At 67.5% G+C, this 23,545-nt stretch carries 22 protein-coding genes; 14 read left to right on the top strand and 8 right to left on the bottom strand.

What is annotated here, in order from left to right:
• Nucleotide 1: 1 nt before the first annotated feature.
• Nucleotides 2-1,357 (bottom strand): oxygen-independent coproporphyrinogen III oxidase, encoded by a 1,356-nt coding sequence (hemN, locus tag PARJ55_RS0101865; protein WP_028711444.1) that lies wholly within the window; start codon nt 1,355-1,357, stop codon nt 2-4.
• A 48-nt stretch (nt 1,358-1,405) separates the two neighbouring features.
• On the opposite strand from hemN, the gene fnrL reads away from it, so the two are divergent.
• A complete protein-coding gene (gene fnrL, locus PARJ55_RS0101860; RefSeq protein WP_028711443.1) occupies nt 1,406-2,155 on the top strand; it encodes a transcriptional regulator FnrL in 750 nt (249 codons plus the stop codon).
• 64 nt (nt 2,156-2,219) lie between these two features.
• On the opposite strand, the gene PARJ55_RS0101855 is transcribed toward fnrL, so the two are convergent.
• On the bottom strand, nt 2,220-3,053 hold the full coding sequence (locus PARJ55_RS0101855) for a universal stress protein (RefSeq protein WP_028711442.1): 834 nt from the start codon (nt 3,051-3,053) through the stop codon (nt 2,220-2,222).
• A 250-nt stretch (nt 3,054-3,303) separates the two neighbouring features.
• Between PARJ55_RS0101855 and ccoN the strand changes: the two genes are divergently transcribed.
• The 12 genes from ccoN (at nt 3,304) to PARJ55_RS0101795 (ending at nt 14,912) form a co-directional block, all read left to right on the top strand.
• Nucleotides 3,304-4,923, top strand: a complete 1,620-nt coding sequence (gene ccoN / locus PARJ55_RS0101850; protein ID WP_028711441.1) for a cytochrome-c oxidase, cbb3-type subunit I — start codon at nt 3,304-3,306, stop codon at nt 4,921-4,923.
• Between the two features lie 9 nt (nt 4,924-4,932).
• Complete coding sequence (gene ccoO, locus PARJ55_RS0101845; RefSeq protein ID WP_028711440.1) at nt 4,933-5,658, top strand: cytochrome-c oxidase, cbb3-type subunit II; 726 nt, start codon at nt 4,933-4,935, stop codon at nt 5,656-5,658.
• An 8-nt stretch (nt 5,659-5,666) separates the two neighbouring features.
• Nucleotides 5,667-5,855: a CcoQ/FixQ family Cbb3-type cytochrome c oxidase assembly chaperone gene (locus tag PARJ55_RS0101840; RefSeq protein WP_028711439.1), complete on the top strand. Its 189-nt coding sequence runs from the start codon at nt 5,667-5,669 to the stop codon at nt 5,853-5,855.
• Nucleotides 5,855-6,904, top strand: coding sequence for a cytochrome-c oxidase, cbb3-type subunit III (gene ccoP, locus PARJ55_RS0101835; protein ID WP_198019301.1), 1,050 nt, complete (start codon nt 5,855-5,857; stop codon nt 6,902-6,904). The genes PARJ55_RS0101840 and ccoP overlap by 1 nt, the downstream gene beginning before the upstream one ends.
• A gap of 275 nt (nt 6,905-7,179) precedes the next feature.
• Nucleotides 7,180-8,637, top strand: coding sequence for a cytochrome c oxidase accessory protein CcoG (gene ccoG / locus PARJ55_RS0101830; protein ID WP_028711437.1), 1,458 nt, complete (start codon nt 7,180-7,182; stop codon nt 8,635-8,637).
• Nucleotides 8,637-9,101: a FixH family protein gene (locus PARJ55_RS0101825; RefSeq protein WP_028711436.1), complete on the top strand. Its 465-nt coding sequence runs from the start codon at nt 8,637-8,639 to the stop codon at nt 9,099-9,101. The genes ccoG and PARJ55_RS0101825 overlap by 1 nt, the downstream gene beginning before the upstream one ends.
• A gap of 1 nt (nt 9,102) precedes the next feature.
• Nucleotides 9,103-11,301, top strand: coding sequence for a heavy metal translocating P-type ATPase (locus PARJ55_RS0101820; protein WP_036697419.1), 2,199 nt, complete (start codon nt 9,103-9,105; stop codon nt 11,299-11,301).
• A gap of 10 nt (nt 11,302-11,311) precedes the next feature.
• Nucleotides 11,312-11,470, top strand: a complete 159-nt coding sequence (ccoS, locus tag PARJ55_RS0101815; RefSeq protein WP_028711434.1) for a cbb3-type cytochrome oxidase assembly protein CcoS — start codon at nt 11,312-11,314, stop codon at nt 11,468-11,470.
• Between the two features lie 97 nt (nt 11,471-11,567).
• A complete protein-coding gene (locus PARJ55_RS0101810; RefSeq protein WP_028711433.1) occupies nt 11,568-12,869 on the top strand; it encodes an ABC transporter permease in 1,302 nt (433 codons plus the stop codon).
• Nucleotides 12,862-13,524: an ABC transporter ATP-binding protein gene (locus tag PARJ55_RS0101805; protein ID WP_028711432.1), complete on the top strand. Its 663-nt coding sequence runs from the start codon at nt 12,862-12,864 to the stop codon at nt 13,522-13,524. Before PARJ55_RS0101810 ends, PARJ55_RS0101805 begins: the two co-directional genes overlap by 8 nt.
• A gap of 41 nt (nt 13,525-13,565) precedes the next feature.
• The gene (locus tag PARJ55_RS0101800) at nt 13,566-14,063 is read left to right on the top strand and encodes a phosphatase PAP2 family protein (RefSeq protein ID WP_028711431.1); all 498 of its coding nucleotides are present in this window, start codon (nt 13,566-13,568) and stop codon (nt 14,061-14,063) included.
• A gap of 66 nt (nt 14,064-14,129) precedes the next feature.
• Nucleotides 14,130-14,912: an inositol monophosphatase family protein gene (locus tag PARJ55_RS0101795; RefSeq protein WP_028711430.1), complete on the top strand. Its 783-nt coding sequence runs from the start codon at nt 14,130-14,132 to the stop codon at nt 14,910-14,912.
• A 62-nt stretch (nt 14,913-14,974) separates the two neighbouring features.
• Here the strand turns inward: PARJ55_RS0101795 and PARJ55_RS0101790 are convergent, their stop codons facing one another.
• Nucleotides 14,975-15,310, bottom strand: coding sequence for a YnfA family protein (locus tag PARJ55_RS0101790; protein WP_028711429.1), 336 nt, complete (start codon nt 15,308-15,310; stop codon nt 14,975-14,977).
• A complete protein-coding gene (gene parE / locus PARJ55_RS0101785; RefSeq protein WP_028711428.1) occupies nt 15,307-17,277 on the bottom strand; it encodes a DNA topoisomerase IV subunit B in 1,971 nt (656 codons plus the stop codon). The genes PARJ55_RS0101790 and parE overlap by 4 nt, the downstream gene beginning before the upstream one ends.
• A gap of 217 nt (nt 17,278-17,494) precedes the next feature.
• Here parE and ppk2 point away from each other — a divergent pair, with 217 nt between their 5' ends.
• On the top strand, nt 17,495-18,514 hold the full coding sequence (gene ppk2, locus PARJ55_RS0101780; protein ID WP_028711427.1) for a polyphosphate kinase 2: 1,020 nt from the start codon (nt 17,495-17,497) through the stop codon (nt 18,512-18,514).
• Nucleotides 18,515-18,544: 30 nt separating this feature from the next.
• Here the strand turns inward: ppk2 and PARJ55_RS0101775 are convergent, their stop codons facing one another.
• The 4 genes from PARJ55_RS0101775 to PARJ55_RS0101760 form a co-directional block, all read right to left on the bottom strand.
• Nucleotides 18,545-19,204 carry a glutathione S-transferase family protein gene (locus tag PARJ55_RS0101775; RefSeq protein ID WP_028711426.1) on the bottom strand — a complete coding sequence of 220 codons (660 nt, stop codon included), beginning with the start codon at nt 19,202-19,204 and terminating at the stop codon, nt 18,545-18,547.
• 37 nt (nt 19,205-19,241) lie between these two features.
• Complete coding sequence (locus PARJ55_RS0101770; protein ID WP_028711425.1) at nt 19,242-20,423, bottom strand: dipeptidase; 1,182 nt, start codon at nt 20,421-20,423, stop codon at nt 19,242-19,244.
• Nucleotides 20,424-20,660: 237 nt separating this feature from the next.
• The gene (locus PARJ55_RS0101765) at nt 20,661-22,511 is read right to left on the bottom strand and encodes a M3 family oligoendopeptidase (RefSeq protein WP_232215649.1); all 1,851 of its coding nucleotides are present in this window, start codon (nt 22,509-22,511) and stop codon (nt 20,661-20,663) included.
• Between the two features lie 89 nt (nt 22,512-22,600).
• Nucleotides 22,601-23,545 carry an alpha/beta hydrolase gene (locus PARJ55_RS0101760; RefSeq protein ID WP_028711423.1) on the bottom strand — a complete coding sequence of 315 codons (945 nt, stop codon included), beginning with the start codon at nt 23,543-23,545 and terminating at the stop codon, nt 22,601-22,603.

Genomic DNA, 23,545 nt, shown 5'->3' with positions numbered 1-23,545 from the left:
GTCAGATCGCGGCGGAATGGCCCGAGGCCGCCATGTCGTAGCCGTCGAACATCCGCGCGATCATCCGGGTCAGCGGCCGGCCCTTGGGCGTGATGCGCAGGCCGGCGGCATCGGCTTCGACCATTTCGCCGAAATGCGCGGCGACCGGGGCGAGGACCCGGTCGAGGCTCTCGGCATCGAAGCCGTGGTCGCGGATGAATTCCTCGGCCCGGATCTCGAAATCGCACATCAGCGCCTCGATCATCCGCGAGCGCCAGCGGTCCTCGGCGGTGAAGGCATGGCCGCGCGTGGTCGAGAAGCGGCCGTCGCGGATCTTGCCCAGATGCGCGCCGGTGGCCGGGGCGTTCTGCGCATAGCCCTGCGGGAAGCGCGAGATCGACGAGGCGCCCAGCCCCACCAGCACCTCGGCCCGGTCGTCGGTATAGCCCTGGAAGTTGCGGCGCAGCAGCCCGGCCTTTTGCGCGCGGGCAAGCCCGTCGCCGGGGCGGGCGAAATGATCGATGCCGATCTCGTCATAGCCGTCGGCCAGGAACAGCTCGCGCGCGGTCTCGAACAGGCGCAGCCGGCCATGCGGGTCCGGCAGGGTTTCCGAGGGGATCATCACCTGCCGCTTGGCCATCCAGGGCACATGCGCATAGCCGTAAAGCGCCACGCGGTCGGGCGACAGCGCCAGGAGCTTTTGCACCGATTCGGCGATGCGGCGCGGGTCCTGATGCGGCAGGCCGTAGAGGATGTCGGCGTTCAGGCTGGCGATGCCGCGGTCGCGGATCATGTCCACGGCGCGTTTCGTCACCTCGAAGCTTTGCTCGCGGCCGATGACCTTCTGGATCTCGGGGTCGAAATCCTGCACGCCGATCGAGGCGCGGGTCAGCCCGGCCTCGGCCAAGGCGTCCATGCGCGCCTCGTCGATCTCGTTCGGGTCGATCTCGACCGAGAATTCCGCGCCCTCGGCCAGCGGGAAGCTGTCCAGTACGGCACCGGCGACCCGCCGCATCATCTCGGCCGGCATCAGCGTCGGCGTGCCGCCGCCCCAATGCAGCCGCGACAATCTGACGCCGGGCGCCAGCGCCGATTTCAGCATGTCAAGCTCGGCCAGCAGGGCCTGGGCATAGGCGCGCACCGGCTCGTCCGACTGCGTGCCCTGGGTGCGGCAGGCGCAGAACCAGCACAGCCGCCGGCAGAAGGGCACGTGCATATACAGGGAGATCGAGGCGCCGGCCGGAATCGCGGCGATCCAGTCGCGAAAGACCGGCTCGCCCACGGCGGTGGTGAAATGCGGGGCGGTGGGATAGCTGGTATAGCGCGGCACGCGCGCGTCAAACAGTCCCAGCCGCTCAAGTTGCGATTGCTGTTCCATGCTGCTATATATGCCCGGAACCCGCGCCAGGACCTTGACCCAAATCAAATGCCACAAGACGCCGCCATCTGTGCGACGCAGCAGCCCTGCGAAATTTGTCCGATTCGCTATCGGGCGGTCTGTGCGCATTGCGAAGGCGATGAGCTGACCGAACTGGAAAGCATGAAATTCTATCGCCGCTACGAGGCGGGACAGGTCGTGGTCTGGGCCGGCGACCGGATGGATTTCGTGGGCTCGGTCGTCGCCGGCATGGCCGGGCTGACCCAGCAGCTCGAAGACGGGCGCACGCAGATGGTCGGCCTGCTGCTGCCCAGCGACTTTCTGGGCCGCCCCGGGCGCGAGATCGCGGCCTATACGGTCACCGCGACCAGCGATCTGGTGCTGTGCTGTTTCCGGCGCAAACCCTTCGAGAAGCTGCTGATCGACAATCCCCGCATCGCCAGCCGCCTGCTGGAGATGACGCTGGACGAGCTTGACGCCGCCCGCGACTGGCTGCTGCTGCTGGGCCGGAAATCGGCGCGCGAGAAGATCGCCTCGCTGCTGGTGATCCTGGCCCGGCGCGAGGCCGCGCTGATCAAGCGCCGTCCCGCGGGGCGCATCACCGTGGAACTGCCGCTGACCCGCGAGGCGATGGCCGATTACCTGGGCCTGACGCTGGAGACCGTCAGCCGCCAGGTGAGCGCGCTGAAGCGCGAAGGGGTGATCGAGCTTGATGGCAAGCGACGGGTGATCGTGCCCGCCTTCGGACGGCTGGTCACGGAAAGCGGCGACGATTCGGATGGCGGGCCGCTGAGCTAGGCGGCGGCGCCGAATGCGGAACCCCCGGGCGCGATCCCCGGGGGCCTTCTTGTTGCGGCGGCGGTCAGCGCGCCATCAGCACCGGCACCTGCGCCTTTTCCAGCATGCTGCGGGTCGCGCCGCCCAGGATCGCCTCGCGGAAGCGGGAATGGCCATAGGCGCCCATCACCAGCATGTCGGCGCCGATCTCGGTGGCGCGGCGGTTCAGGATGTCGCTGATCAGCGGCAGGGTGCGGGCCAGAACCGAGATCTCGGCCTTGACCCCGTGGCGGGTCAGCATCTGGCACAGGGCGCCGCCCGGGTCAGAGCGTTCGGGACCGCTGGGCGAGGGGTCGATCACGGTGATCTCGACGCTTTCGGCGGCGATCAGCAGCGGCAGGGCGCGGCGCACCGCCGCCAGGGCCTCGTTCGATTGGTTCCAGGCGATCATGATCTTTTTGCCGAAAGGCTCTTTCAGCGCGTCCGGCACGATCAGCACCGGGGCCGAACCCTCGAACAGCGCCGCCTCGGTCACGGCCTCGGCATCGGCGGGCGCGTTCTCGCCATAGGGCCGGTTCAGCACCACCAGATCGGAATAGCGCGCCCTCATGCCGACCAGCGTCGAAAGCCCGCCGACCTGCGCCACGGCGGAATCGACCGACCAGCGGACATCCTCGGCGGAAAGCCGGGCGCGGATGCCCTCCTCGAGCTCGCTGGCCGCGGCCATGGCCTTGTCGATTGATTCCTGGAACACATAGGCCGAGGCGCCCGCGTAGTAATAGCCGCTTTGGGTATGGTCGACGCCCATGCAGAACACGTCCAGATGCGCATCCTCGCGCCGGGTCATGGCGATGGCCGAGTCAAGCTGCTTCTGCTGGCCGGGATCGGTCAGAACGGTCAGGATCGTCTTGTAGCCCATGGGCCTCTCCTTTCGGGGTGTGGCACGAGTTTGCTCGGCATCCGGCAGAATCGCAATCGCCCGCCGGCGCCGGCCGCGACATCCTGTCCGGATATTTGGGAATTTTACACCTGTTCCGTGCAAGCTGATTGACGCAGATCAAAGTCTCACGAAACCGTGCGGCTATAGAGGGACCTGTCGAAGCCGTGTCCCGCATCGCATTCCGCTGCGATTCGGCCGCCTTTCGGCGCAGGATGAAGGACAGAAATTCATGTTGGACACCATCAAGCTGATCGCGCTTGGCACGATCGCGGTTCTGGCCGCAATCGGCGCCAATTATGCGCGGCCCGATGATCCCGCCTATCTGGTGAACGCCCTGATCGTCATGCTGGCGGCGGGGTTCATGTTCATGCGGGTGCTGCGCCAGATGGGGAACGGGCAGCCCGCGCTCGACCCGCATCCCGAGACCGAATACATGGACGGCGTGGTCCGGGCCGGGGTCGTCGCCACCGCCTTCTGGGGCGTGGTGGGTTTCCTGGTCGGCGTGGTCATCGCCTTCCAGCTGGCCTTTCCGGCGCTGAACCTCAGCGACCTGACCATGGGCTACACCAATTTCGGCAAGCTCCGGCCGCTGCATACCTCGGCGGTGATCTTCGCCTTCGGCGGCAACGCGCTGATCGCGACCTCGTTCTATGTGGTGCAGCGCACCTCGGCGGCGCGGCTCTGGGGCGGCAATGCGGCCTGGTTCGTGTTCTGGGGCTACCAGCTCTTCATCGTGCTCGCGGCGACCGGCTACATTCTGGGCGCCACCCAGTCCAAGGAATACGCGGAACCCGAATGGTATGTGGACTGGTGGCTGACCGTGGTCTGGGTCGTCTATCTGGCCGTGTTCCTGGGCACCATCCTGAAGCGGAAAGAGCCGCATATCTATGTGGCGAACTGGTTCTACCTGTCCTTCATCGTCACCATCGCCATGCTGCATGTCGTCAACAACCTGGCGATCCCGGTCAGCCCCTTCGGCTCGAAATCGGTGCAGCTCTTCTCGGGCGTGCAGGACGCCATGACGCAATGGTGGTATGGCCACAACGCCGTGGGCTTCTTCCTGACCGCCGGTTTCCTGGGCATGATGTATTACTTCATTCCCAAGCAGGCCGAGCGTCCGGTCTACAGCTACAAGCTGTCCATCATCCATTTCTGGGCGCTGATCTTCCTCTATATCTGGGCCGGCCCGCACCACCTGCACTATACCGCGCTGCCCGACTGGGCCTCGACGCTGGGCATGGTGTTCTCGATCATCCTATGGATGCCCAGCTGGGGCGGCATGATCAACGGGCTGATGACTCTGTCGGGCGCCTGGGACAAGCTGCGCACCGATCCGATCATCCGCATGATGGTGGTGGCCGTCGGCTTCTACGGCATGGCGACCTTCGAGGGGCCGATGATGTCGATCAAGGCGGTGAACTCGCTGAGCCATTACACCGACTGGACCATCGGCCACGTGCATTCCGGCGCGCTGGGCTGGAACGGCATGATCACCTTCGGCGCGCTCTACTACCTGGTGCCGCGTCTTTGGGGGCGTGAGCGGCTTTATTCGACGGGGCTGGTCAGCTGGCACTTCTGGCTCGCCACCATCGGCCTGGTGCTCTACGCGGCCTCGATGTGGGTCTCGGGCATCATGGAGGGGCTGATGTGGCGCGAGGTCGATGCTCAGGGTTTCCTGGTCAACGCCTTCGCCGACACGGTGGCCGCGAAATTCCCGATGAACGTGGTGCGGGCGCTGGGCGGCGTGCTCTATCTCGGCGGTGCGCTGATCATGTGCTACAACCTCTGGGCCACCGTTGCCCGGCAACCCAAGGCCCAACCGCTCACCGTTGCGGTCCCGGCAGAGTGAGGGCGGATCATGGCCATTCTTGAAAAGCACAAGGTCCTGGAAAAGAACGCCACGCTGCTGCTGGTCTTTTCCTTCCTCGTCGTGACCATCGGCGGCATCGTCGAGATCGCGCCCCTGTTCTACCTGCAGAACACCATCGAGAAGGTCGAGGGCATGCGGCCCTATACGCCCTTGGAGCTGAAGGGTCGCGACATCTATGTGCGCGAGGGCTGCTATGTCTGCCACAGCCAGATGATCCGGCCGATGCGCGACGAGGTGGAACGCTATGGCCATTACAGCCTGGCGGCCGAGTCGATGTACGACCATCCGTTCCAATGGGGATCGAAGCGCACGGGGCCGGACCTGGCCCGGGTCGGCGGCCGCTATTCGGACGAATGGCATCTCGACCATCTGGTGAATCCGCAGGCGGTGGTGCCGGAATCGATCATGCCGAAATACGGCTTCCTGCTGGACCGGCAGATCAACCCCTCGAACATGGGCCAGCGGTTGCGGACCGATGCCCGGGTCGGCGTGCCCTATAGCGACGAGATGATCGCCGCCGCCGCCAGCGACTTCCGCGCCCAGGCCGACCCGGATGCGGACGCCTCGGGGCTTGAGGAACGCTATCCGGGCGCGCAGCAGCGCAATTTCGACCGCCGCCCCGGCGTGTCCGAAATGGACGCCCTGATCGCCTATCTGCAGGTGCTGGGCACGATGGTCGATTTCTCGACCTTCGAGCCGGACCCGAACCGCTGAGGCCAGCCATGGACAGCTATTCCTTCCTGCGCGAACTGGCCGACAGCTGGGTGCTGCTGCTGCTGGTGCTGTTCTTCCTGGGGACGATCGTCTTCGCCTTCAGGCCAGGCTCGCGCCCGCTGCACCGAGACGCGGCGGAAAGCATCTTCCGCAACGAGACGAATCCCGCCCCGGCGGGCGAGAAGGAGGTCGAGTGATGGCCGATACCGACGACGAGCACACCAGCCCGCAGAACCCCGACAACCGGATCGAGCTGGAACGCCAGGCCGCGGACGAGGCCCACAAGGCCAGGATCCTGGCCGATCCGCCCGAGGGGCCGGGCGGCCAGCCGCTGCATCCGCCGGTCACGCCCCGGCCCGGCAGCACCCGCGTGGTGCGCGACCGCAAGGGCGGGCGGCGGGTGGTCGAGGTGCCCTCGACCGGCCACAGCTGGGACGGGATCGAGGAATACGACAACCCGCTGCCGCGCTGGTGGCTCTGGACCTTCTACGCCACCATCGTCTGGGGGCTGGCCTATATCATCGCCTATCCGGCCATTCCGCTGGTGAACGGCGCGACGCAGGGCATCCTGGGCCAGAGCTACCGTTCCGACGTCGCGGCCGAGATCCAGCGCTTCAACGAGGCCAACGCCCCGATCCAGGCCCGGCTGGTCGAGACGCCGCTGGACGAGATCGCCGCCGATCCGGAGCTGGCGAACTATACCGCCAATGCCGGCGCCGCGATCTTCCGCACCTGGTGCGCGCAATGTCACGGCTCGGGCGCGGGCGGGGCCGCGGGCTATCCCTCGCTGCTGGACAACGACTGGCTCTGGGGCGGCTCGCTGGACGAGATCCATACCACGGTCCTGCACGGCATCCGCGATCCCAAGGACGAGGATACCCGCTATTCGGAGATGCCGCGCTTCGGCGCCGACCAGCTTCTGGACAATATCCAGATCCGCCAGGTCGTGAACCATGTGCTGGAACTGGGCGGCCTGCCGCATGACGCGCGGCTCGCGGCCGAGGGGGCGGCGGTCTATGCCGACAACTGCTCGGCCTGCCATGCCGAGGACGGCACCGGCGACCGCAGCCAGGGTGCGCCCGACCTGACCGATGCGGTCTGGCTCTACGGCTCGGACCCGGAGACAATCACCCGGATCGTGCATTCCGGCCCCTTCGGCGTGATGCCGGCCTGGTCGGACCGCCTGTCCGAGGCGGATATCCGCGCCGTCGCCTCCTACGTCCACAGCCTTGGCGGTGGCGAATAACAGATCCCGAGATCCGCGGCCGGGCAACCGGCCCCGGAGGCACCGGCCCCCCGTCCTGTTCGCGCGTTTCCAAGGGGGGCCGGTGTTCATATGAAACGCCAGGCCCTGCGTCCCCTGCAAGCGGCGCGCCCGCTTTTTTCCGGCGGGATGCGACAATGCGGCCCATGCCCCGGCTTTTTCGCCCCGGCTATAAGCCAGCCTGCCCGTGCTTGACGCAGATCAATGCGCCGTCGCGGCGAGGCTCTATACCCGAGCCACGCGAACAGGAGCCAATCATGTCGAATTCCGACATCGACCCGCCACATCTCTATGCCGCCCGCGAGCCGATCTTTCCGCGGCGCGTCCAGGGTTGGTTTCGCAACCTGAAATGGGTCATCATGGCGGTGACCCTGGCGATCTATTACGTCACGCCCTGGTTTCGCTGGGACCGCGGCCCCGGCATGCCCGATCAGGCGGTTCTGGTCGATCTGGCCAATCGCCGCTTCTATTTCTTCTGGATCGAGATCTGGCCGCACGAATTCTATTTCGTCGCCGGCCTGCTGGTCATGGCGGGGCTGGGGCTGTTCCTGTTCACCTCGGCCCTGGGGCGGGTCTGGTGCGGCTATGCCTGCCCGCAGACGGTCTGGACCGACCTGTTCATCCTGACCGAGCGCTGGGTCGAGGGCGACCGCAACGCCCGGTTGCGGCTGTGGAACGCACCCTGGGATGCCAGGAAGCTGCGGCTGCGGCTGGCGAAATGGGCGATCTGGCTGGTGATCGCGCTGGCGACCGGCGGCGCCTGGATCTTCTATTTCACCGATGCGCCGACGCTGCTGGGCAACCTGCTCACCGGCCAGGCCCATCCGGTCGCCTATACCACCATGGCCATCCTGACCGCGACCACCTTCGTCTTCGGCGGCTTCGCGCGCGAGCAGATCTGCATCTATGCCTGTCCCTGGCCGCGCATCCAGGCCGCGATGATGGACGAGGACACGCTGACCGTTGCCTATCGCGACTGGCGGGGCGAGCCGCGCGGCAAGCTGCACAAGGGCGAGGCGACGAAATCCGACGGCGGCGCCAAGGGCGACTGCATCGACTGCATGGCCTGCGTCAACGTCTGCCCGATGGGCATCGACATCCGCGACGGCCAGCAGATGGAATGCATCACCTGCGCGCTTTGCATCGATGCCTGCGACGACGTGATGGACAAGATCGGCAAGCCGCGCGGGCTGATCGACTACATGGCGCTGAAGGACGAGACGGCCGAGCGCGCCGGCGCCGCGCCCAAGCCGCTGATCAAGCACATCCTGCGGCCGCGCACGGTGCTGTATTTCACCCTCTGGGCCGGGATCGGCGTGGCGCTGCTGGTGGCGCTGTTCCTGCGCTCGCCCTTCGACCTGAACGTGACGCCGGTCCGCAACCCGCTTTACGTCACCATGGCCGACGGCGCGATCCGCAACACCTATGCGCTGCGGCTGCGCAACAAGCAGGGGGATGCGCGCGACTTCACCGTCTCGGTCACCGGCCCCGACGGCGCGGTGCCGCAGGGCGTCGGTCTGGTGCTGGAGGGCCTGCCGGGCGCCGGGGTCAGCGTCCCCGCCGACAGCACACATACCCAGCGCCTCTATGTGACCGCCGAAAAGGGCTCGGCGCTGGCCGAGAGTGGACAGAGCGAGTTGACGCTTTGGGTCGAGGATGCCACCGATGGGGTGCGATCCCGGATCGGCACCGTCTTCCATGGAAGGAGCGAATGATGCCCCGCGAACTGACCGGCCGCCATGTGCTGATGATCACCCTTGCCGCCTTCGGCACCATCATCGCGGTGAACCTGTTCATGGCGTTCAAGGCGGTCGGCACCTTCCCGGGACTCGAGGTCAAGAACAGCTATGTCGCCTCGCAGAATTTCGACCGGGAACGCAATGCGCAGGCGGCGCTGAACTGGACGGTGACGCCGGATTACGACGGGCGCGAACTGGTGCTGGCGATCCGCGACGGACAGGGCAACCCGGCCCCGGTCAGCACGCTCGAGGTGACGGTCGGCCGCCCGACCCATCTGCGCGACGACCAGCGCCCGCAATTCACCTATCAGGGCGGGCTGTTCCACGCGCCGCTGGAACTGGCGCCGGGGCTGTGGAACATCCACCTGACCGCCACCGCGCCGGACGGCACGGTCTTCCGCCAGCGCATCGACCATTACCACGGCAGCCGGGTGAACTGAGATGTCGGACGCCGCGCTGCACGACCACGACGCCCGGCTCTCGGCCTGCCCGGCCTGCGATGCCGCACCGCTCGCGCAGCGCATCGCCGGAGCCCGGGGCGGGCAGGACGAGGTCATCCTGTCACTGCCCACCATTCATTGCGCGACCTGCATCACCGATGTCGAGCGGGTGCTGAACCGCCATCCCGGCGTCAGGGATGCGCGGGTCAACCTGACGCTGCGCCGCGTGACCGTGGATGCGCCCGGCCTGACCGCCGAGGAGCTGATCCCCGTGGTCGAGAGCATCGGCTACGAGGCGCATGAGCTCGACCCCGCGGCGCTGTCGGCCAGCGCCGCCGACCGCCAGGGCCGCGACATCCTGATGCGCATCGGCGTGTCGGGCTTTGCGATGATGAACATCATGATCCTGTCGGTTGCCGTCTGGTCGGGGGCCGAGGACGCGACGCGCGACATGTTCCACTGGATTTCCGGTGCCATCGCCCTGCCGACCGTGGCCTTTGCTGGCCAGCCCTTCTTTTCCAGCGCCTGGCGGGCGCTGCGGCATGGCCGGCTGGGGATGGACGTGCCGATCTCGCTGGCGCTGATCCTGGCCAGCGCCATCTCGGTCTACGAGACGCTGCATTCCGGCCATCACGCCTATTTCGACGCGGCGGTGATGCTGTGCTTCTTCCTGCTGATCGGGCGCTATCTCGACTATCGCACCCGCGCCGTCGCCCGTTCCGCCGCCGAGGAGCTGACCGCGCTGGAGGTGCCGCGCGCCTTCCGCATCACCCCGGCCGGCGACGAGCCGGTGCCGGTGGCCGAGCTGCGCCCCGGCGATCTGATCCGCATCCGCCCCGGCGCCCGCATCCCCGCCGATGGCGAGATCGCCGAAGGCAGCAGCGAGATCGACCGCTCGCTCCTGACCGGCGAGAGCATTCCGGTTCCCGCCGGCCCCGGCTTCGCGCTTTCGGCGGGCGAGGCGAACCTGACCGGACCGCTGGTCATGCGGGTGACGGCGGCCGGGCGCGACAGTTCGCTGGCGCGGCTGACGGCGCTGGTGGCGGCGGCGGAATCGGCGCGCGGGCATTACACCGGGCTGGCCGACCGCGCCTCGCGGCTTTATTCGCCGCTGGTGCATCTTCTGGCCTTCTGCAGCTTCCTTGGCTGGTATCTGACCACGCATGACCTGCGGCTGGCGGTGAACGTGGCGGCGGCGGTGCTGATCATCACCTGTCCCTGCGCGCTGGGTCTGGCGGTGCCGGCGGTGATCACCGCGGCCTCGGGCCGACTGTTCCGGCGCGGCATGCTGATCAAGGACGGCACCGCGCTGGAGCGTCTGGCCGAGGTCGATGCCGTGGTCTTCGACAAGACCGGCACCCTGACGCTGGGCGTGCCGCAGTTGGTCTTGCTGGACCCGATCCCGGCGGAGGCCCGGCCCGTGGCGCTGGCCCTGGCGCAGGGTTCGGGGCATCCCTTGTCGCAGGCTCTGGCGCAGGCGCTGGTCGATGCCGGCACCGAGCCCGCCGCGCTGGCCGACCTGCGCGAGGTGCCGGGCTATGGCATTTCCGGCCTGTGGCAGGGGCGCGAGGTGCGGCTGGGCCGTGCCGACTGGCTGGGGGCCGAGCATGGCGACGCGACGCTTTCGGCAAGCTGGCTGTCGCTCGGGCAGGGGGCGCCGATCCGGCTGGAGTTCTCGGACCGGCTGCGGCCAGGGGCCGAGACCTGCGTGGCGCGGCTGCTGGGCTCAGGCCGCCGGGTGATGCTGCTGTCGGGCGATGCCGCGCCGGTGGTCGAGGATCTGGCGCGGCGGCTCGGCATCGCGGAATGGCGGGCCGGCGTCACCCCGGTCGAAAAGGCCGAGACCCTGCGCCGGCTGCGGCAGGAGGGGCTGCATCCGCTGATGGTCGGCGACGGGCTCAACGACACCGCCGCGCTGACCGAGGCGCATGTCTCGATCTCGCCCGCCTCGGCACTGGATGCGGCGCGGACGGCCTCGGATATGGTGCTGATGGGCAGCGACCTGGCCCCGGTTGCCGAGGCGCTGGAACTGGCGCGAAGCGCCCGTGCCCGCATCAAGGAGAATTTCGCCATCTCGCTGATCTACAACATCGTCGCGGTGCCCATCGCCATCGCGGGCTTCGCCACGCCCCTGATGGCGGCGCTGGCCATGTCGCTGAGCTCGATCAGCGTGACGCTGAACGCGCTGCGGCTGCGGTAAAGGGGGGAAGATGGAAATCCTCGGCCTTCTCATTCCGGTCTCGCTGGGGCTTGGCGGGCTTGGCCTCCTGGCCTTCATCTGGTCGCTGCGCGGCCGGCAATACGACGATCCCAAGGGCGATGCCGAACGGATCCTCAGCCCGGAATGGGACGATCATCCGAAACCGTGATGCCGGGCTGCGGCCTGGGTCCGCGGTCACGGCCTTGTTGGCTTGCATTGTCACCGCCGAAAGGCCAATCAGGCGCGAGCCAACAGACAGGTGAGCGATGGCCAGTCCCGCCCCGTTTTCGCGTTACGAATTCCTGATCGCCTGGCGCTATCTGCGCGCCCGCCGCGCCGAGGGCGGGGTCAGCGTGATGACCTGGATCAGCCTGATCGGCATCACCCTGGGCGTCATGGCGCTGATCACCACCCTGGCCGTGCGCGCCGGCTTTCGCGCCGATTTCGTCGATACCATCCTGGGCGCCAACGCCCATAGCACGGTCTATTACGCGCCCACGCAGATCTATAACGAACTGACCGAAGAGACCTATGTCACCCCCGGCCGGATCGAGGATTACGAGGCGCTGGCCGCGAAGATCGCGCAGATCCCCGGCGTGACCCGCGCGGTTCCGGCGGTTCGCGCGCAGGTCATGGCGCGGCAGGGCGATGCCATGGGGGTGGGCGACGTCTACGGCATCACGCTGGAGGCGCTGAAATCCATGCCGGGCATCGCCGACCCGGAACGCGCTGCCGGCGATCCCGAGGATTTCGACAAGGGCATCGCCATCGGCGTCGGCATGGCGCGCGATCTGGGCATCGGGGTTGGCGACCGGCTGCAACTGGTCGCGCCCGAGGGTGCCAGGACCGCCTTCGGCACCACCCCGCGCATCGAGGCCTATGAGGTGGTCTATATCTTCTCGGCCGGGCGCTACGACGTGGACAAGGCGCGCATCTACATGCCCATGGCCGAGGCGCAGACCTTCTTCAACCGCGAGGGCGTCGCCGACGAGATCGGGGTCTTCGTCGCCGATCCCGAGCGGGTCGACGACTGGACCCTGCCGCTTTTGCAGGCGGCGGGCGAGCGCGGGCAGGTCTGGACCTGGCGCGACGCCTCGGGCTCGTTCCTGGCGGCGCTCGACATGGAGGATGACGTGATGTTCGTCATCCTGTCGATCCTGGTGCTGATCGCCTCGATGAACATCACCTCGGGGCTGATCATGCTGGTCAAGAACAAGGGCCGCGACATCGGCATCCTGCGCACCATGGGCCTGACCGAGGGCGCGGTGCTGCGGGTCTTCTTCCTTTGCGGCGCCTTTACCGGGGTGATCGGCACCCTCGCCGGCGTGGTGCTGGGCGTGGCGCTGTCGCTGAACGTCGACCATATCATGGCGGCGCTGAACGCCCTGACCGGCGGCAATGCCTGGCAGCCCGAGGTGCGCGGCATCTACCAGCTCACCGCCGATCTGCGGGCCTGGGACATCTTCCGCGCGGCGGCCCTGTCGCTGGCCCTGTCCTTCATCGTCACCATCTTTCCCGCGCGCCGCGCCGCGCGCATGAATCCGGTCGAGGCGCTGCGCTATGAATGACGTCCTGGTTCTGGAAGGGATTTCCAAGACTTACGGCATCGGGGGTCCCGCGCCGGTGCCGGTTCTGGACCGGCTGTCGCTGCGCGTCGGCCGGGGCGAGGTGGTGGCGCTGGTCGCCCCCTCGGGCGCCGGCAAGTCCACGCTGCTGCATATTGCCGGCCTGCTGGACATGCCCGATGCGGGGCGGGTGGCGATCAATGGCCGCGACATGGCCGGGCAAAGCGACCGGGCGCGGACCGAGGCGCGGCGCGAACAGCTGGGTTTCGTCTATCAGTTCCACCACCTGCTGCCGGAATTCTCGGCCGCGGAGAATATCGTCCTGCCGCAACTGGCCAACGGCATCGCCCGGGGCGCGGCGCGGGCGCGGGCGCTGGACCTGCTGGGCCGGGTCGGGCTGTCGCATCGCGGGGATCACCGGCCGGCGCAGCTGTCCGGGGGCGAGCAGCAGCGGGTGGCCTTCTGCCGGGCGTTGGCGAACCAGCCCTCGCTGCTTCTGGCGGACGAGCCGACGGGGAACCTGGACCCCGCGACCTCGGACAAGGTCTTCGACGTGCTGATGGCGCTGGTGCGCGAAACCGGTCTTGCGGCGCTGATCGCCACGCATAACATGGAACTGGCCGGGCGCATGGACCGGGTGATCCGGCTGGGCAGCTGAGCCATGCGGGACGCCGGATGTGCTTGGCAAAGGGGGCGCCGATGCGGGTGATGGCGGCGATCTGCGCCTGTTCGCTGGCGGCTCCGGCCTCGGCGGACCCGTTCGAGCAATTCGGCACGGCGATGAAATACGGCCTGCCGCTGGCGGCTGCAGTCTGCGCGGCGGATCAGGGCCGGCTTGAGGATTTCGCCGTCCGCGGTGTGCTGCAGGCGGCGCTGGTCTGGGGGATGAAGGAATTCTTCGACGGTGCGCCGGTCTCGCGCCGGCCCTCGGGCGGGGGCAAGGGTTTCCCCTCGGGCCATACGGCGGCGGCCTTCTTCGGCGCCGCGGACCTGGCCGGGAAATGCTTCGACGACCGGCCCGGGGCCGGGGCGCTGGCCTATGGCGCGGCGGGGATGACCGGCTGGAGCCGCGTCCATGCGGGCGAGCATACGCCCGCGCAGGTCTGGACCGGGGCGCTGATCGGGATCAGATTCGGCGCGGCGAGCTTCGGGATCGGAACCGACGGAGCGAGCTTCTCGGTCGGGATGCGGTTTTGAGGCCTTAGCCGTCATTCGGCCGTTACCATCCGACAGCTATGTCGTCCCTTGATCCAGGGAGGCGCGATGTCTGACCTCGAACATCTTATGCAAGCGGCGCTGAACCTCGCAGAGCTCGGGGCGCAGATTTCTGCCAAAGCATGGGGCGGTGACCTTGCCGTGACCTACAAAGCCGATGGCTCGTCACTGACGCAGGCCGACCTGTCCATCGAGGCTCTATGGCGAGAGCGGATCAAACGGCAATTCCCTTCGCACGGCATTCTGGGCGAGGAATACGGTTCCGACACAGGAAGCAGCGCCTTCACCTGGGTGCTCGATCCGATCGACGGAACACGCCAGTTCGGGACGGGGCTGTTGAACTTCGCATCGCTGATAAGCCTGTGCCGGGACGGTCTGCCGGTTCTGGGTATCATCGACTTGCCGATGCCGGACGCGCGTTACGTGGCGGCGGAGGGGAAAGGCACCACATTCGCCGGCCGGACTGTCCGCAGCAGCATGCGCCGCAACATGGCGGAGGCCGTGGTCAGCCTTGCCAACCCTGACAGCTTCCGGGGCGAGAGCGCCGCAGGATACCAGAATTTCCGCTCGGCGGGGCGGGTGAGGGTCTTTGACGGCGGCGCTCCCGCATATGGTGCGCTTGCCAGAGGACTCATCGACATTTGCCTCAACGGCGATGATCTGGACGCCTACGACATTTGCGCCCTGTGCCCCGTGGTGCAGGAAGCCGGAGGCAAGATTACCGACTGGAAGGGACGGTCACTGTCATTCGCTTCGAGTGGAGCCATCGTCGCCAGTGCCTCCCCCGAACTCCATGCAAAGGTTTTGGATCGGCTCTTGCCGAATGGCTGACCGTCCGCTTCGTCCCGCATAGCCCGACAAGGCGATCCCGACCTTCCTGCTCGAACGATCCCCTACGCCGCGCGGGGGCCTGCCAGGATCACCATCGCCCCCAGCACGCAGAGCGCGCCGCCAAGCAGATCCCAGCGCGTCGGCACCTGGCCCTCGGTCAGCCAGAGCCAGCCAAGCGAGGCGACGACGTAGATGCCGCCATAGGCCGCATAGGCGCGGCCGGCGAAATCGGTATCGACCCGCGTCAGCAGAAAGGCGAAGGCGGCCAGCGACAGCATTCCCGGCACCAGCCAGAGCGGCGATTTCCCCAGCCGCAGCCAGGCCCAGAAGGCGAAGCAGCCGGCGATCTCGGCCAGCGCCGCCAGGACATAGACCGCAATCGGGGCGGCCAGGATCACACGTCCAGTTCCTCGGTATCGGCGAACTGGGCATTCTCCTGGATGAACTGGAAGCGCAGCTCGGGCTTCTTGCCCATCAGCCGCTCGACCAGATCGCCGGTCTCGCCGCCTTCCTCCTCGTCGATCGAGACGCGGATCAGCTTCCGCGTCCTGGGGTTCATCGTCGTGTCCTTCAGGTCCTTGGCATCCATCTCGCCTAGGCCCTTGAAACGCTGCACGTCGATCTTGCCCTTGCCGCCCAGGCCCTTGGCAAGCATCGCCTCCTTCTCGGCATCGTCGGCGACATAGACGCGATGGGCGCCTTGCGTCAGCCGGTAGAGCGGCGGGCAGGCCAGATACAGATGCCCCTTGTCGATCAGCGGCCGCATCTGGGTGAAGAAGAAGGTCATCAGCAGGCTGGCGATATGGGCGCCGTCGACATCCGCATCGGTCATGATGATGATCTTGTCATAGCGCAGATCGTCGATGTTGAATTTCGAGCCCATGCCGACGCCAAGCGCCTGGCAGAGATCCGAGATTTCCTGATTGGACCCGAGCTTGGAGGAGGCCGCGCCCAGCACGTTCAGGATCTTGCCGCGCAGGGGCAGCAGCGCCTGGGTGGTGCGCTCGCGCGCCATCTTGGCGCTGCCGCCCGCCGAATCGCCCTCGACGATGAAAAGCTCGGTGCCCTCGCGATTGGTGGCCGAGCAATCGACCAGCTTGCCGGGCAGGCGCAGCTTTTTGGTCGCCGACTTGCGGGCGGTTTCCTTTTCCTGCCGGCGGCGCAGCCGTTCCTCGGCCCGCAGCACCAGGAAATCCAGGATGGCGCCGGCCGATTTCGTATCCGCCGCCAGCCAGTTGTCGAAATGGTCGCGCACCGCGCCCTCGACCAGCCGGGCCGCCTCGGTGGTGGCCAGCCGGTCCTTGGTCTGGCCGACGAACTCCGGCTCGCGGATGAAGCAGGAGACCAGCGCGCAGCCGCCCGCCAGCAGGTCGTCGCGGGTGATCTGCGCCGCCTTCTTGTTGCTGACCCGCTCGCCATAGGCGCGGATGCCGCGCAGGATCGCCGACCAGAAGCCGGCCTCATGCGTGCCGCCCTCGGGCGTGGGCACGGTGTTGCAATAGGACTGGATGAAGCCGTCGCGCGACGGCGTCCAGTTGATCGCCCAGTCCACCTTGCCGGGCGTGTTGAACTTTTCCTTGAAATCGACGCTGCCGGCAAAGGGCCGGTCGGCATAGGTCGAGGCATTGCCCAGAACCTCGGTCAGGTAGTCTGCCAGGCCGCCGGGAAAGTGGAAGCTGGCCTCCAGCGGCGTCTCGCCGTCGTCGATCTCGGATTTCCAGCGGATCTCGACGCCCGAGAACAGATAGGCCTTGGACTTGACCATGCGCAGCAGCCGCGCCGGCTTGAAGCGGTGATGGCCGAAGATCTGCTCGTCGGCATGGAAGGTGACGGTGGTGCCGCGCCGGTTCGGGGCGGCGCCGACCTTCTCGACCGGGCCAAGCGGCAGCCCGCGCGAGAAACGCTGCTCGTAAAGCTCGCGGTTGCGGGCGACCTGCACCACCATGCTGTCCGACAGCGCATTGACCACCGAGGCGCCGACGCCGTGCAAGCCGCCCGAGGTCTGATAGGCGTCGCCCGAGAACTTGCCGCCGGCATGCAGCGTGCACAGGATCACCTCCAGCGCCGATTTGCCGGGGAATTTCGGATGCGGGTCGATGGGGATGCCGCGGCCGTTGTCGCGGATGATGACCGAGTAATCGGCCAGCAGCTCGACCTCGATGCGGGTGGCGTGGCCGGCCACCGCCTCGTCCATCGAGTTGTCGAGGATTTCGGCCACCAGGTGATGCAGCGCGCGTTCGTCGGTGCCGCCGATATACATGCCCGGACGCTTGCGGACCGGCTCCAGCCCTTCGAGCACCTCGATCGAGGAGGCCGAATAGCTTTCGGAAGCCTTATCCGCGGCGGGGAAGAGATCGTCGGCCATGACACCTGCTCGTCTTGTTCTTCTGGGGCGCGGTTATCTCATGCCCGACGGGGCGGGGGCAAGGGAAAGTGGATCGGCGGCGGTGCACCGCAAGGGGTGGCGTGAGAATATGAACAATTTGTGCAAAATTCCTGACGATCTTGATGCGGATCAAGGCCGAGACCCGAATCCTGTGGCAAGCTTTCAATGTCTGGAAATGGCACAGGGAGCGAGGGATATGGACCGTGACCCGATCTTGAGCGGAACCCTGGTCACATCGGCGGGTAGCGAGTCTTCTGTGGCTGAGGCGGGGAAGGCAGAGCAATCCGCCGCCCCGCCTTTTGTCTTGCCGGACGGGCCCGGCAGCGGCGGGCCGAAAAGCTTTCCCAGCCTTGACCCGGACGCGATCCGGCTGGCTTTCGAGACCGGACGCTATCCCTATCCGCGCCGCATGGGGCGCGTCGCCTATGAGCGGGAAAAGGCCCGGCTGCAGGCGGAACTGCTGAAGGTGCAGATCTGGGCGCAGGAGACGGGGCAGAAATTCGTCATCCTCTTCGAGGGGCGTGACGCCGCCGGCAAGGGCGGCACGATCAAGCGCTTCATGGAGCATCTGAACCCGCGTTTCGCCCGGGTGGTGGCGCTGAACAAGCCCTCGGAGGTCGAGCGCGGGCAATGGTTCTTCCAGCGCTACATCCAGCACCTGCCGACAGCCGGCGAAATGGTGTTCTACGACCGCAGCTGGTACAACCGCGCCGGGGTCGAGCGGGTGATGGGCTTCTGCTCGCCGGTCGATTACCTGGAATTCATGCGTCAGGCGCCGGAGTTCGAGCGCATGCTGGTCCGCTCGGGCATCCGGCTTTACAAATACTGGTTCTCGGTCACCCGCGACGAGCAGCGCGCCCGTTTCAAGGCGCGCGAGACCGACCCGCTGAAGCGCTGGAAGCTGTCGCCCATCGACCTGGCCTCGCTGGACAAATGGGACGACTACACCGAGGCGAAGGAGGCGATGTTCTTCTATACCGACACCGCCGACGCGCCCTGGACCATCGTCAAGTCGAACGACAAGAAACGCGCGCGGCTGAACTGCATGCGGCATTTCCTGTCGACGCTGGATTATCCCGACAAGGATCCGGCCATCGCGGCGGCGCCCGATCCGCTGATCGTCGGCCATGCCAGCCATGTGATCCACTCGGCCGAGCATATCCTCGGCACGTCCCTGCATCCCGACCGGCGGCGATCCGCGCCGCCCTTGGGCTAGGGAACGGCGGGCCCGGGACCGGAAGCCGGGTCACTCGGGCTCGGCCAGCCGCTCCTGCCACATCTTGCGAAAGGCCGGGCGGGCCTGGCAATCGGTCAGCCATGCGGAGACGGCGGGGAATTGCTCCATCAGCGCGCCATGACCCTGGGCATAGCGCAGGATCTCGGCCAGGTTGAGGTCGGCCACGGTGAAGCGGCCGCCGACCATATGGCCGTGGCGGGCAAGGTGGTCCTCGAGCACGCTCAGCGGCCGGACCAGCCGTTCGGCCGCATTGGCGACCGTCGCCTGGGCCGTGCCGGATTGCGCCTGACCCTTGCCGTGGTTGAACAGGATGGCCAGCGCATCCGGCTCGACGGTGGTGCAGGCGTAGAAGCTCCATTGCAGCATCAGCGCGTCCTCGACGGCATCGGCCGGGCCGAAGGGCTGGCCGTATTTCCGCGCCAGATGCAGCGTGCAGGCCAGCGATTCCGACAGCACCAGGTCGCCGTCCTGGATTACCGGGACGGCGCCGGCGGGCGAAAGCTTCAGGAAGCTCTCGGAACGGGTGTTCAGGGGCGCGTCCGGCGCATCGGGTTCGGCCAGGCGATAGGCCTGGATCACCGGGACCTGCTTGAAGGGAATGCCGAGCTCGTGGCACAGCCAGATGATGCGCGAGGCGCGCGAGCGGGTGACGCCATAGACGGTCAGCATGGGCTCTCTCCTGGTTCCGGCGCGAGCTTAGGCGCGTTCAGAGCACCTGGGCAAGATAGCGCATCATATTGCCGCCCATGACCTTGGCGATCTGCTGGTCGCTCAGCCCCGCATCCAGCAGCGCCTGGGTCAGCGCGGTCAGATGCGCGGCGTCGAAGGGCGCATCGACCGAGCCGTCGTAATCCGAGCCCAGCGAGACGTGATCCTCGCCCACCAGCGCGATGGCGGCCTGGATGGCGCCGGCAATGTCGGCCGGGGTCTTGCCGCAGACCACGTCGGCCCAATAGCCGATGCCGATCAGCCCGCCCTTTTCGGCGATGGCCTTCAGCAGCGCGTCCTCCAGGTTGCGCGGGCTGGGGCAATGGCCATGGACGCCGGTATGCGACAGGATGGGCTGCGTGCCCGGAATGGCCAGCACGTCGCGCACCACTTCCGGGCTGGCATGGGCCAGGTCGATGATCATGCGCTTGGCCATCATCTCTTCGACCACCTGCCGGCCGAAGGGCGTCAGCCCCGAGCCGCTGCCGCCTTCGCCATGCAGGCTGCCCCCGAGCTCGTTGTCGAAGAAATGCGTCAGTCCCAGCAGGCGGAAGCCGGCGCCGTAAAGCACCTGCAAATTGGCGATATTGCCCTCGAGCGGGTGGCCGCCCTCGGTCCCCAGCAGGGCGCCCAGGGTCTTGGCGCCGTTCTGCCGCGCCTCGAGCAGGGTCTGCAGATCCTCGGCCGAGCGGATCAGCATCAGCTGTTCCGGCGCTCGTTCGGCGGCCCGGCGCAAGGCGGCGGCCTGGACCAGCGCACGCTCCTTCAGGCTGAACCAGCTGGGCAGCGGGCGCAGTTGGCCGATGAAGAGCGGCGTGATGTTGTCCGGCGCTTCGGCGGAGTTCCTGCTGTAATTCTGGCCGCGCGGGCTTTTGGTCACGGTGGTGAAGACCTGCAGCGCGACATTGCCCTGGACCAGCCGCGGGATGTCGGTATGACCGCGGTCGGCGCGCTTGAGCAGGTCGCGATCCCACAGCAGCGCGTCGGAATGCCAGTCGCCGATCACCAGCCGCTGGTGCAGCGCCTCCGCCTGGGTCGAGACGGGCCAGCCCCCGGCCGGCATAGTCACCGGATTCAGGCGGCGCTCGACGAAACCCGGTCCCCAGATCGCCACCGCGATGGCGGCCAGCACCGCCAGTCCCAGAAGGCCCAGGATGATGCGACGGATCATGCGGATCATGCCGTTCCCTTTTCCCTGTTTGCCGGCAGGATAGGCCGGTCGCGCGTTTCAGGCGACGGAAAACTGTCGCAAACGCAATTCCTCGATGCTCTCGGAGGAAGAGGGGCTCCGCCCCATCCCTTCGGGATTCCCCGGGATATTTGGACAAGAAAGAAGCAAAACCCGGCTTCCCGGCTTCTTCCTTGCATAAATATCCTCGGGGGGTCCGGGGGGCGAAGCGCCCCCGGCCGCGACGGATCAGCCCTCCATGGCCTCGAGCTCGTCGATGAAGCCTTCGATCATGGACAGGCCCTTGTCCCAGAAGGCCGGATCGGAAGCATCGAGGCCGAAGGGTGCCAGCAGCTCCTTGTGATGGCGCGAGCCGCCCGCCGCCAGCAGGTCGAAATATTTCGCCTGGAAGTCGTGCAGCCCGTCCTCGTAGGCGGCATAGAGCGCGTTCACCAGCCCGTCGCCGAAGGCATAGGCATAGACGTAGAAGGGCGAATGCACGAAATGCGGCACATAGGTCCAGAAGGTCTCGTAGCCCGGCATGAACTCGAAGGCGTCGCCCAGCGATTCCGCCTGCACCGACATCCAGAGCGCATTGATGTCGTCCGGCGTCAGCTCGCCCCTGGCGCGGGCGGCGTGCAGCTTGCATTCGAAGTCGTAGAAGGCGATCTGGCGCACCACCGTGTTGATCATGTCCTCGACCTTGCCGGCAAGCAGCGCCTTGCGCAGCGCCTTGTCGGCGGTCCTCGCCAGCAGGGCGCGGAAGGTCAGCATCTCGCCGAAGACCGAGGCAGTCTCGGCCAGGGTCAGCGGCGTCGCGGCCAGCAATTCGCCCTGCGCCGCTGCCAGCCGCTGGTGCACGCCATGGCCCAGTTCATGCGCCAGCGTCATCACGTCGCGCGGCTTGCCCAGGTAGTTCAGCAGCACATAGGGATGCACCGTCGTCACGGTCGGATGGGCGAAGGCGCCCGGCGCCTTTCCGGGCTTCACCGCCGCGTCGATCCAGCCCTTGTCGAAGAAGGGCTGCGCCAGTTCCGCCAGTTTCGGCGAGAAGCCGGCATAGGCGTCCAGCACGGTCGCCTGCGCCTCGGTCCAGGGGATCAGGCGGGGGCTTTCACTGGGCAGCGGCGCGTTGCGATCCCAGATCTGCAGCTTGTCGAGGCCGAGCCAGCGGGCCTTGAGCCGGTAGTAGCGATGCGACAGGCGCGGATAGGCGGCGGTGACGGCGTCGCGCAGCGCCTCGACCACTTCGGGCTCGACATGGTTCGACAGGTGGCGCGCGGTCTGCGGCGTCGGCATCTTGCGCCACTTGTCCTCGATGGCCTTTTCCTTGGCCAGCGTGTTGTGGATGCGGGAGAAGAGCTTGACGTTCCGGCCGAAGACCTCGGCCAGGGCGCGGGCGCCGGCCTCGCGCCGGCCGCGGTCGTGGTCGGTCAGCAGGTTCAGCGTGGCCTCCAGCCCCAGTTCCTCGCCCGCCACGTCGAAGGTCAGGCCCGCCGTGGTCTCGTCGAAGAGCCGGTTCCAGGCAGCGGCGCCGACCACGGAATTGTCGTGCAGGAATCGTTCCAGCTCGTTCGAGAGCTGGTAGGGGCGCATGGCGCGCATGCGGTCGAAGACCGGCTTGTAGCGCGCCGGGCCGTTCGGGGCGGCGAAGACCTCGTCATAGCGCGCGTCCGGGATGCGGTTGAATTCCAGGCTGAAGAACACGAGCTTGGTGGTGGCGACCGTGATGCGGTCCTGCAGGTCGCCCATCTGCTTTGCGCGCGCCGCGTCGGTGGTGTTCTGGTAGTAGCGCAGCCCGGCATAGGACATGATCCGCCCGGCCAGGATGTCGATCTGCTGGTAGCGTTCGATGCAGTCCAGCATCTTGCCGGGGTCCAGCGAGGCCAGCTTGCCTTCGTAATCGCGGGCGAAGCTGCAGCAGGCCTGCTCCACCGCTTCGAGATCGCGGGTCAGCGCGGGCGAATCGGGGGTGGGGTAAAGATCGCTCAGGTCCCATTCCGGCAGCGCGCCCAGATCGGGGGTTTCGGCTGCGACGGGCAGGGCGTTCTCGTCGCGCGGCAGGATGCGGTCCAGGGGGCGGCGGGCGGAAATCGTCATGGTCGGTCCTTTCATATGGTCAAGATGTGACCTCTGAACGGCCGGGCTGCAACCCGTTCGATAGGCGGAATTGCCCGCGCCGCCCCGCTTCAGGCCGCGGCGGAAGCGGCGAAATGGGCGATCGCGGCCTCGATGAAGCGGCTGCGGACGGGGTCGCGCTCCATCATCGGCTCGTGCCGGCAATCGGACAGTTCCAGCAGCCTGGCGCCGGGCCAGGCTGCGGCGCGGCTGCGGATGGCCCGGGGCGAGACGATCCTTTCGCAGTCGCCGAGCGCGATCAGCGCCGGCAGGGCCGCGGCGGGCAGGGCGGCGAGGCGGCGGCATTCCAGCAAGGCGGCGCGCAGCCAGTCGTTGCTGGCGCCCCCGACCGAGATGTCGGGCCAGGTCGCGGCCTCGGCCACCAGCCGGCCCCAGCGCCGGCCGTCATGGGTCAGCAGGTTGTCGTGGAACGGGTCCAGCAGCACGAAGCTTTCCTCGCCCCCCGAACCGGGGGCGGGATGCCCGCCCCGGCCAAGGCGGCACAGGGTGGCGGCAAGGGCCATTGCCGCCGCCTCGGGCACGCGGCGCAGGTTGATGCCCCACATCGGGGCCGAGAAGACCGCGCTTTGCACCGGCAGCCCGGCTTCGAGCGCGGCAAGGCCGATGGTGCCGCCCATGGAATGCGCCAGCAGATGCCAGGGCCGGGGCAGGTCCAGTTCCTGCGCCGCGACCACCAGCTCGACCACGTCGCGCTGGTAATCGGCGAAGCTGCCGATATGGCCGGGCCGGACATTGGCCTGCAGCCGGTCGGACATGCCCTGCCCGCGCCAGTCCAGCGCCAGCACGTCCAGCCCGACGGCGTTCAGGTCCGCCGCGACCTCGCCGTATTTTTCCAGGTATTCGGTGCGGCCTGGGAACAGCAGCACCGTCCCCGAGGCGCCCCCCGCCGCCCAATGCGCCGCGCGCAGCCGCACCCCGTCCTCGGCCCGCAGCCAGAAGGCGCGGGCCGTGGGGATGGGGTCGCCGGGCAGCGTGTTGAAGGGTGCGGGCTTCAT

Source organism: Paracoccus sp. J55, assembly GCF_000513975.1.
GTDB lineage: Bacteria > Pseudomonadota > Alphaproteobacteria > Rhodobacterales > Rhodobacteraceae > Paracoccus.
Note: the sequence above shows the minus strand (reverse complement) of the source record. Positions and strands in the feature narration are given on the sequence as shown.

Coding starts and splice junctions, on each gene's coding strand:
- hemN (WP_028711444.1), bottom strand. CDS start 1,357: ATGGAACAGCAATCGCAACTTGAGCGGCTGGGACTGTTTGACGCGCGC.
- fnrL (WP_028711443.1), top strand. CDS start 1,406: ATGCCACAAGACGCCGCCATCTGTGCGACGCAGCAGCCCTGCGAAATT.
- PARJ55_RS0101855 (WP_028711442.1), bottom strand. CDS start 3,053: ATGGGCTACAAGACGATCCTGACCGTTCTGACCGATCCCGGCCAGCAG.
- ccoN (WP_028711441.1), top strand. CDS start 3,304: ATGTTGGACACCATCAAGCTGATCGCGCTTGGCACGATCGCGGTTCTG.
- ccoO (WP_028711440.1), top strand. CDS start 4,933: ATGGCCATTCTTGAAAAGCACAAGGTCCTGGAAAAGAACGCCACGCTG.
- PARJ55_RS0101840 (WP_028711439.1), top strand. CDS start 5,667: ATGGACAGCTATTCCTTCCTGCGCGAACTGGCCGACAGCTGGGTGCTG.
- ccoP (WP_198019301.1), top strand. CDS start 5,855: ATGGCCGATACCGACGACGAGCACACCAGCCCGCAGAACCCCGACAAC.
- ccoG (WP_028711437.1), top strand. CDS start 7,180: ATGTCGAATTCCGACATCGACCCGCCACATCTCTATGCCGCCCGCGAG.
- PARJ55_RS0101825 (WP_028711436.1), top strand. CDS start 8,637: ATGCCCCGCGAACTGACCGGCCGCCATGTGCTGATGATCACCCTTGCC.
- PARJ55_RS0101820 (WP_036697419.1), top strand. CDS start 9,103: ATGTCGGACGCCGCGCTGCACGACCACGACGCCCGGCTCTCGGCCTGC.
- ccoS (WP_028711434.1), top strand. CDS start 11,312: ATGGAAATCCTCGGCCTTCTCATTCCGGTCTCGCTGGGGCTTGGCGGG.
- PARJ55_RS0101810 (WP_028711433.1), top strand. CDS start 11,568: ATGGCCAGTCCCGCCCCGTTTTCGCGTTACGAATTCCTGATCGCCTGG.
- PARJ55_RS0101805 (WP_028711432.1), top strand. CDS start 12,862: ATGAATGACGTCCTGGTTCTGGAAGGGATTTCCAAGACTTACGGCATC.
- PARJ55_RS0101800 (WP_028711431.1), top strand. CDS start 13,566: ATGCGGGTGATGGCGGCGATCTGCGCCTGTTCGCTGGCGGCTCCGGCC.
- PARJ55_RS0101795 (WP_028711430.1), top strand. CDS start 14,130: ATGTCTGACCTCGAACATCTTATGCAAGCGGCGCTGAACCTCGCAGAG.
- parE (WP_028711428.1), bottom strand. CDS start 17,277: ATGGCCGACGATCTCTTCCCCGCCGCGGATAAGGCTTCCGAAAGCTAT.
- ppk2 (WP_028711427.1), top strand. CDS start 17,495: ATGGACCGTGACCCGATCTTGAGCGGAACCCTGGTCACATCGGCGGGT.
- PARJ55_RS0101775 (WP_028711426.1), bottom strand. CDS start 19,204: ATGCTGACCGTCTATGGCGTCACCCGCTCGCGCGCCTCGCGCATCATC.
- PARJ55_RS0101770 (WP_028711425.1), bottom strand. CDS start 20,423: ATGATCCGCATGATCCGTCGCATCATCCTGGGCCTTCTGGGACTGGCG.
- PARJ55_RS0101765 (WP_232215649.1), bottom strand. CDS start 22,511: ATGACGATTTCCGCCCGCCGCCCCCTGGACCGCATCCTGCCGCGCGAC.
- PARJ55_RS0101760 (WP_028711423.1), bottom strand. CDS start 23,545: ATGAAGCCCGCACCCTTCAACACGCTGCCCGGCGACCCCATCCCCACG.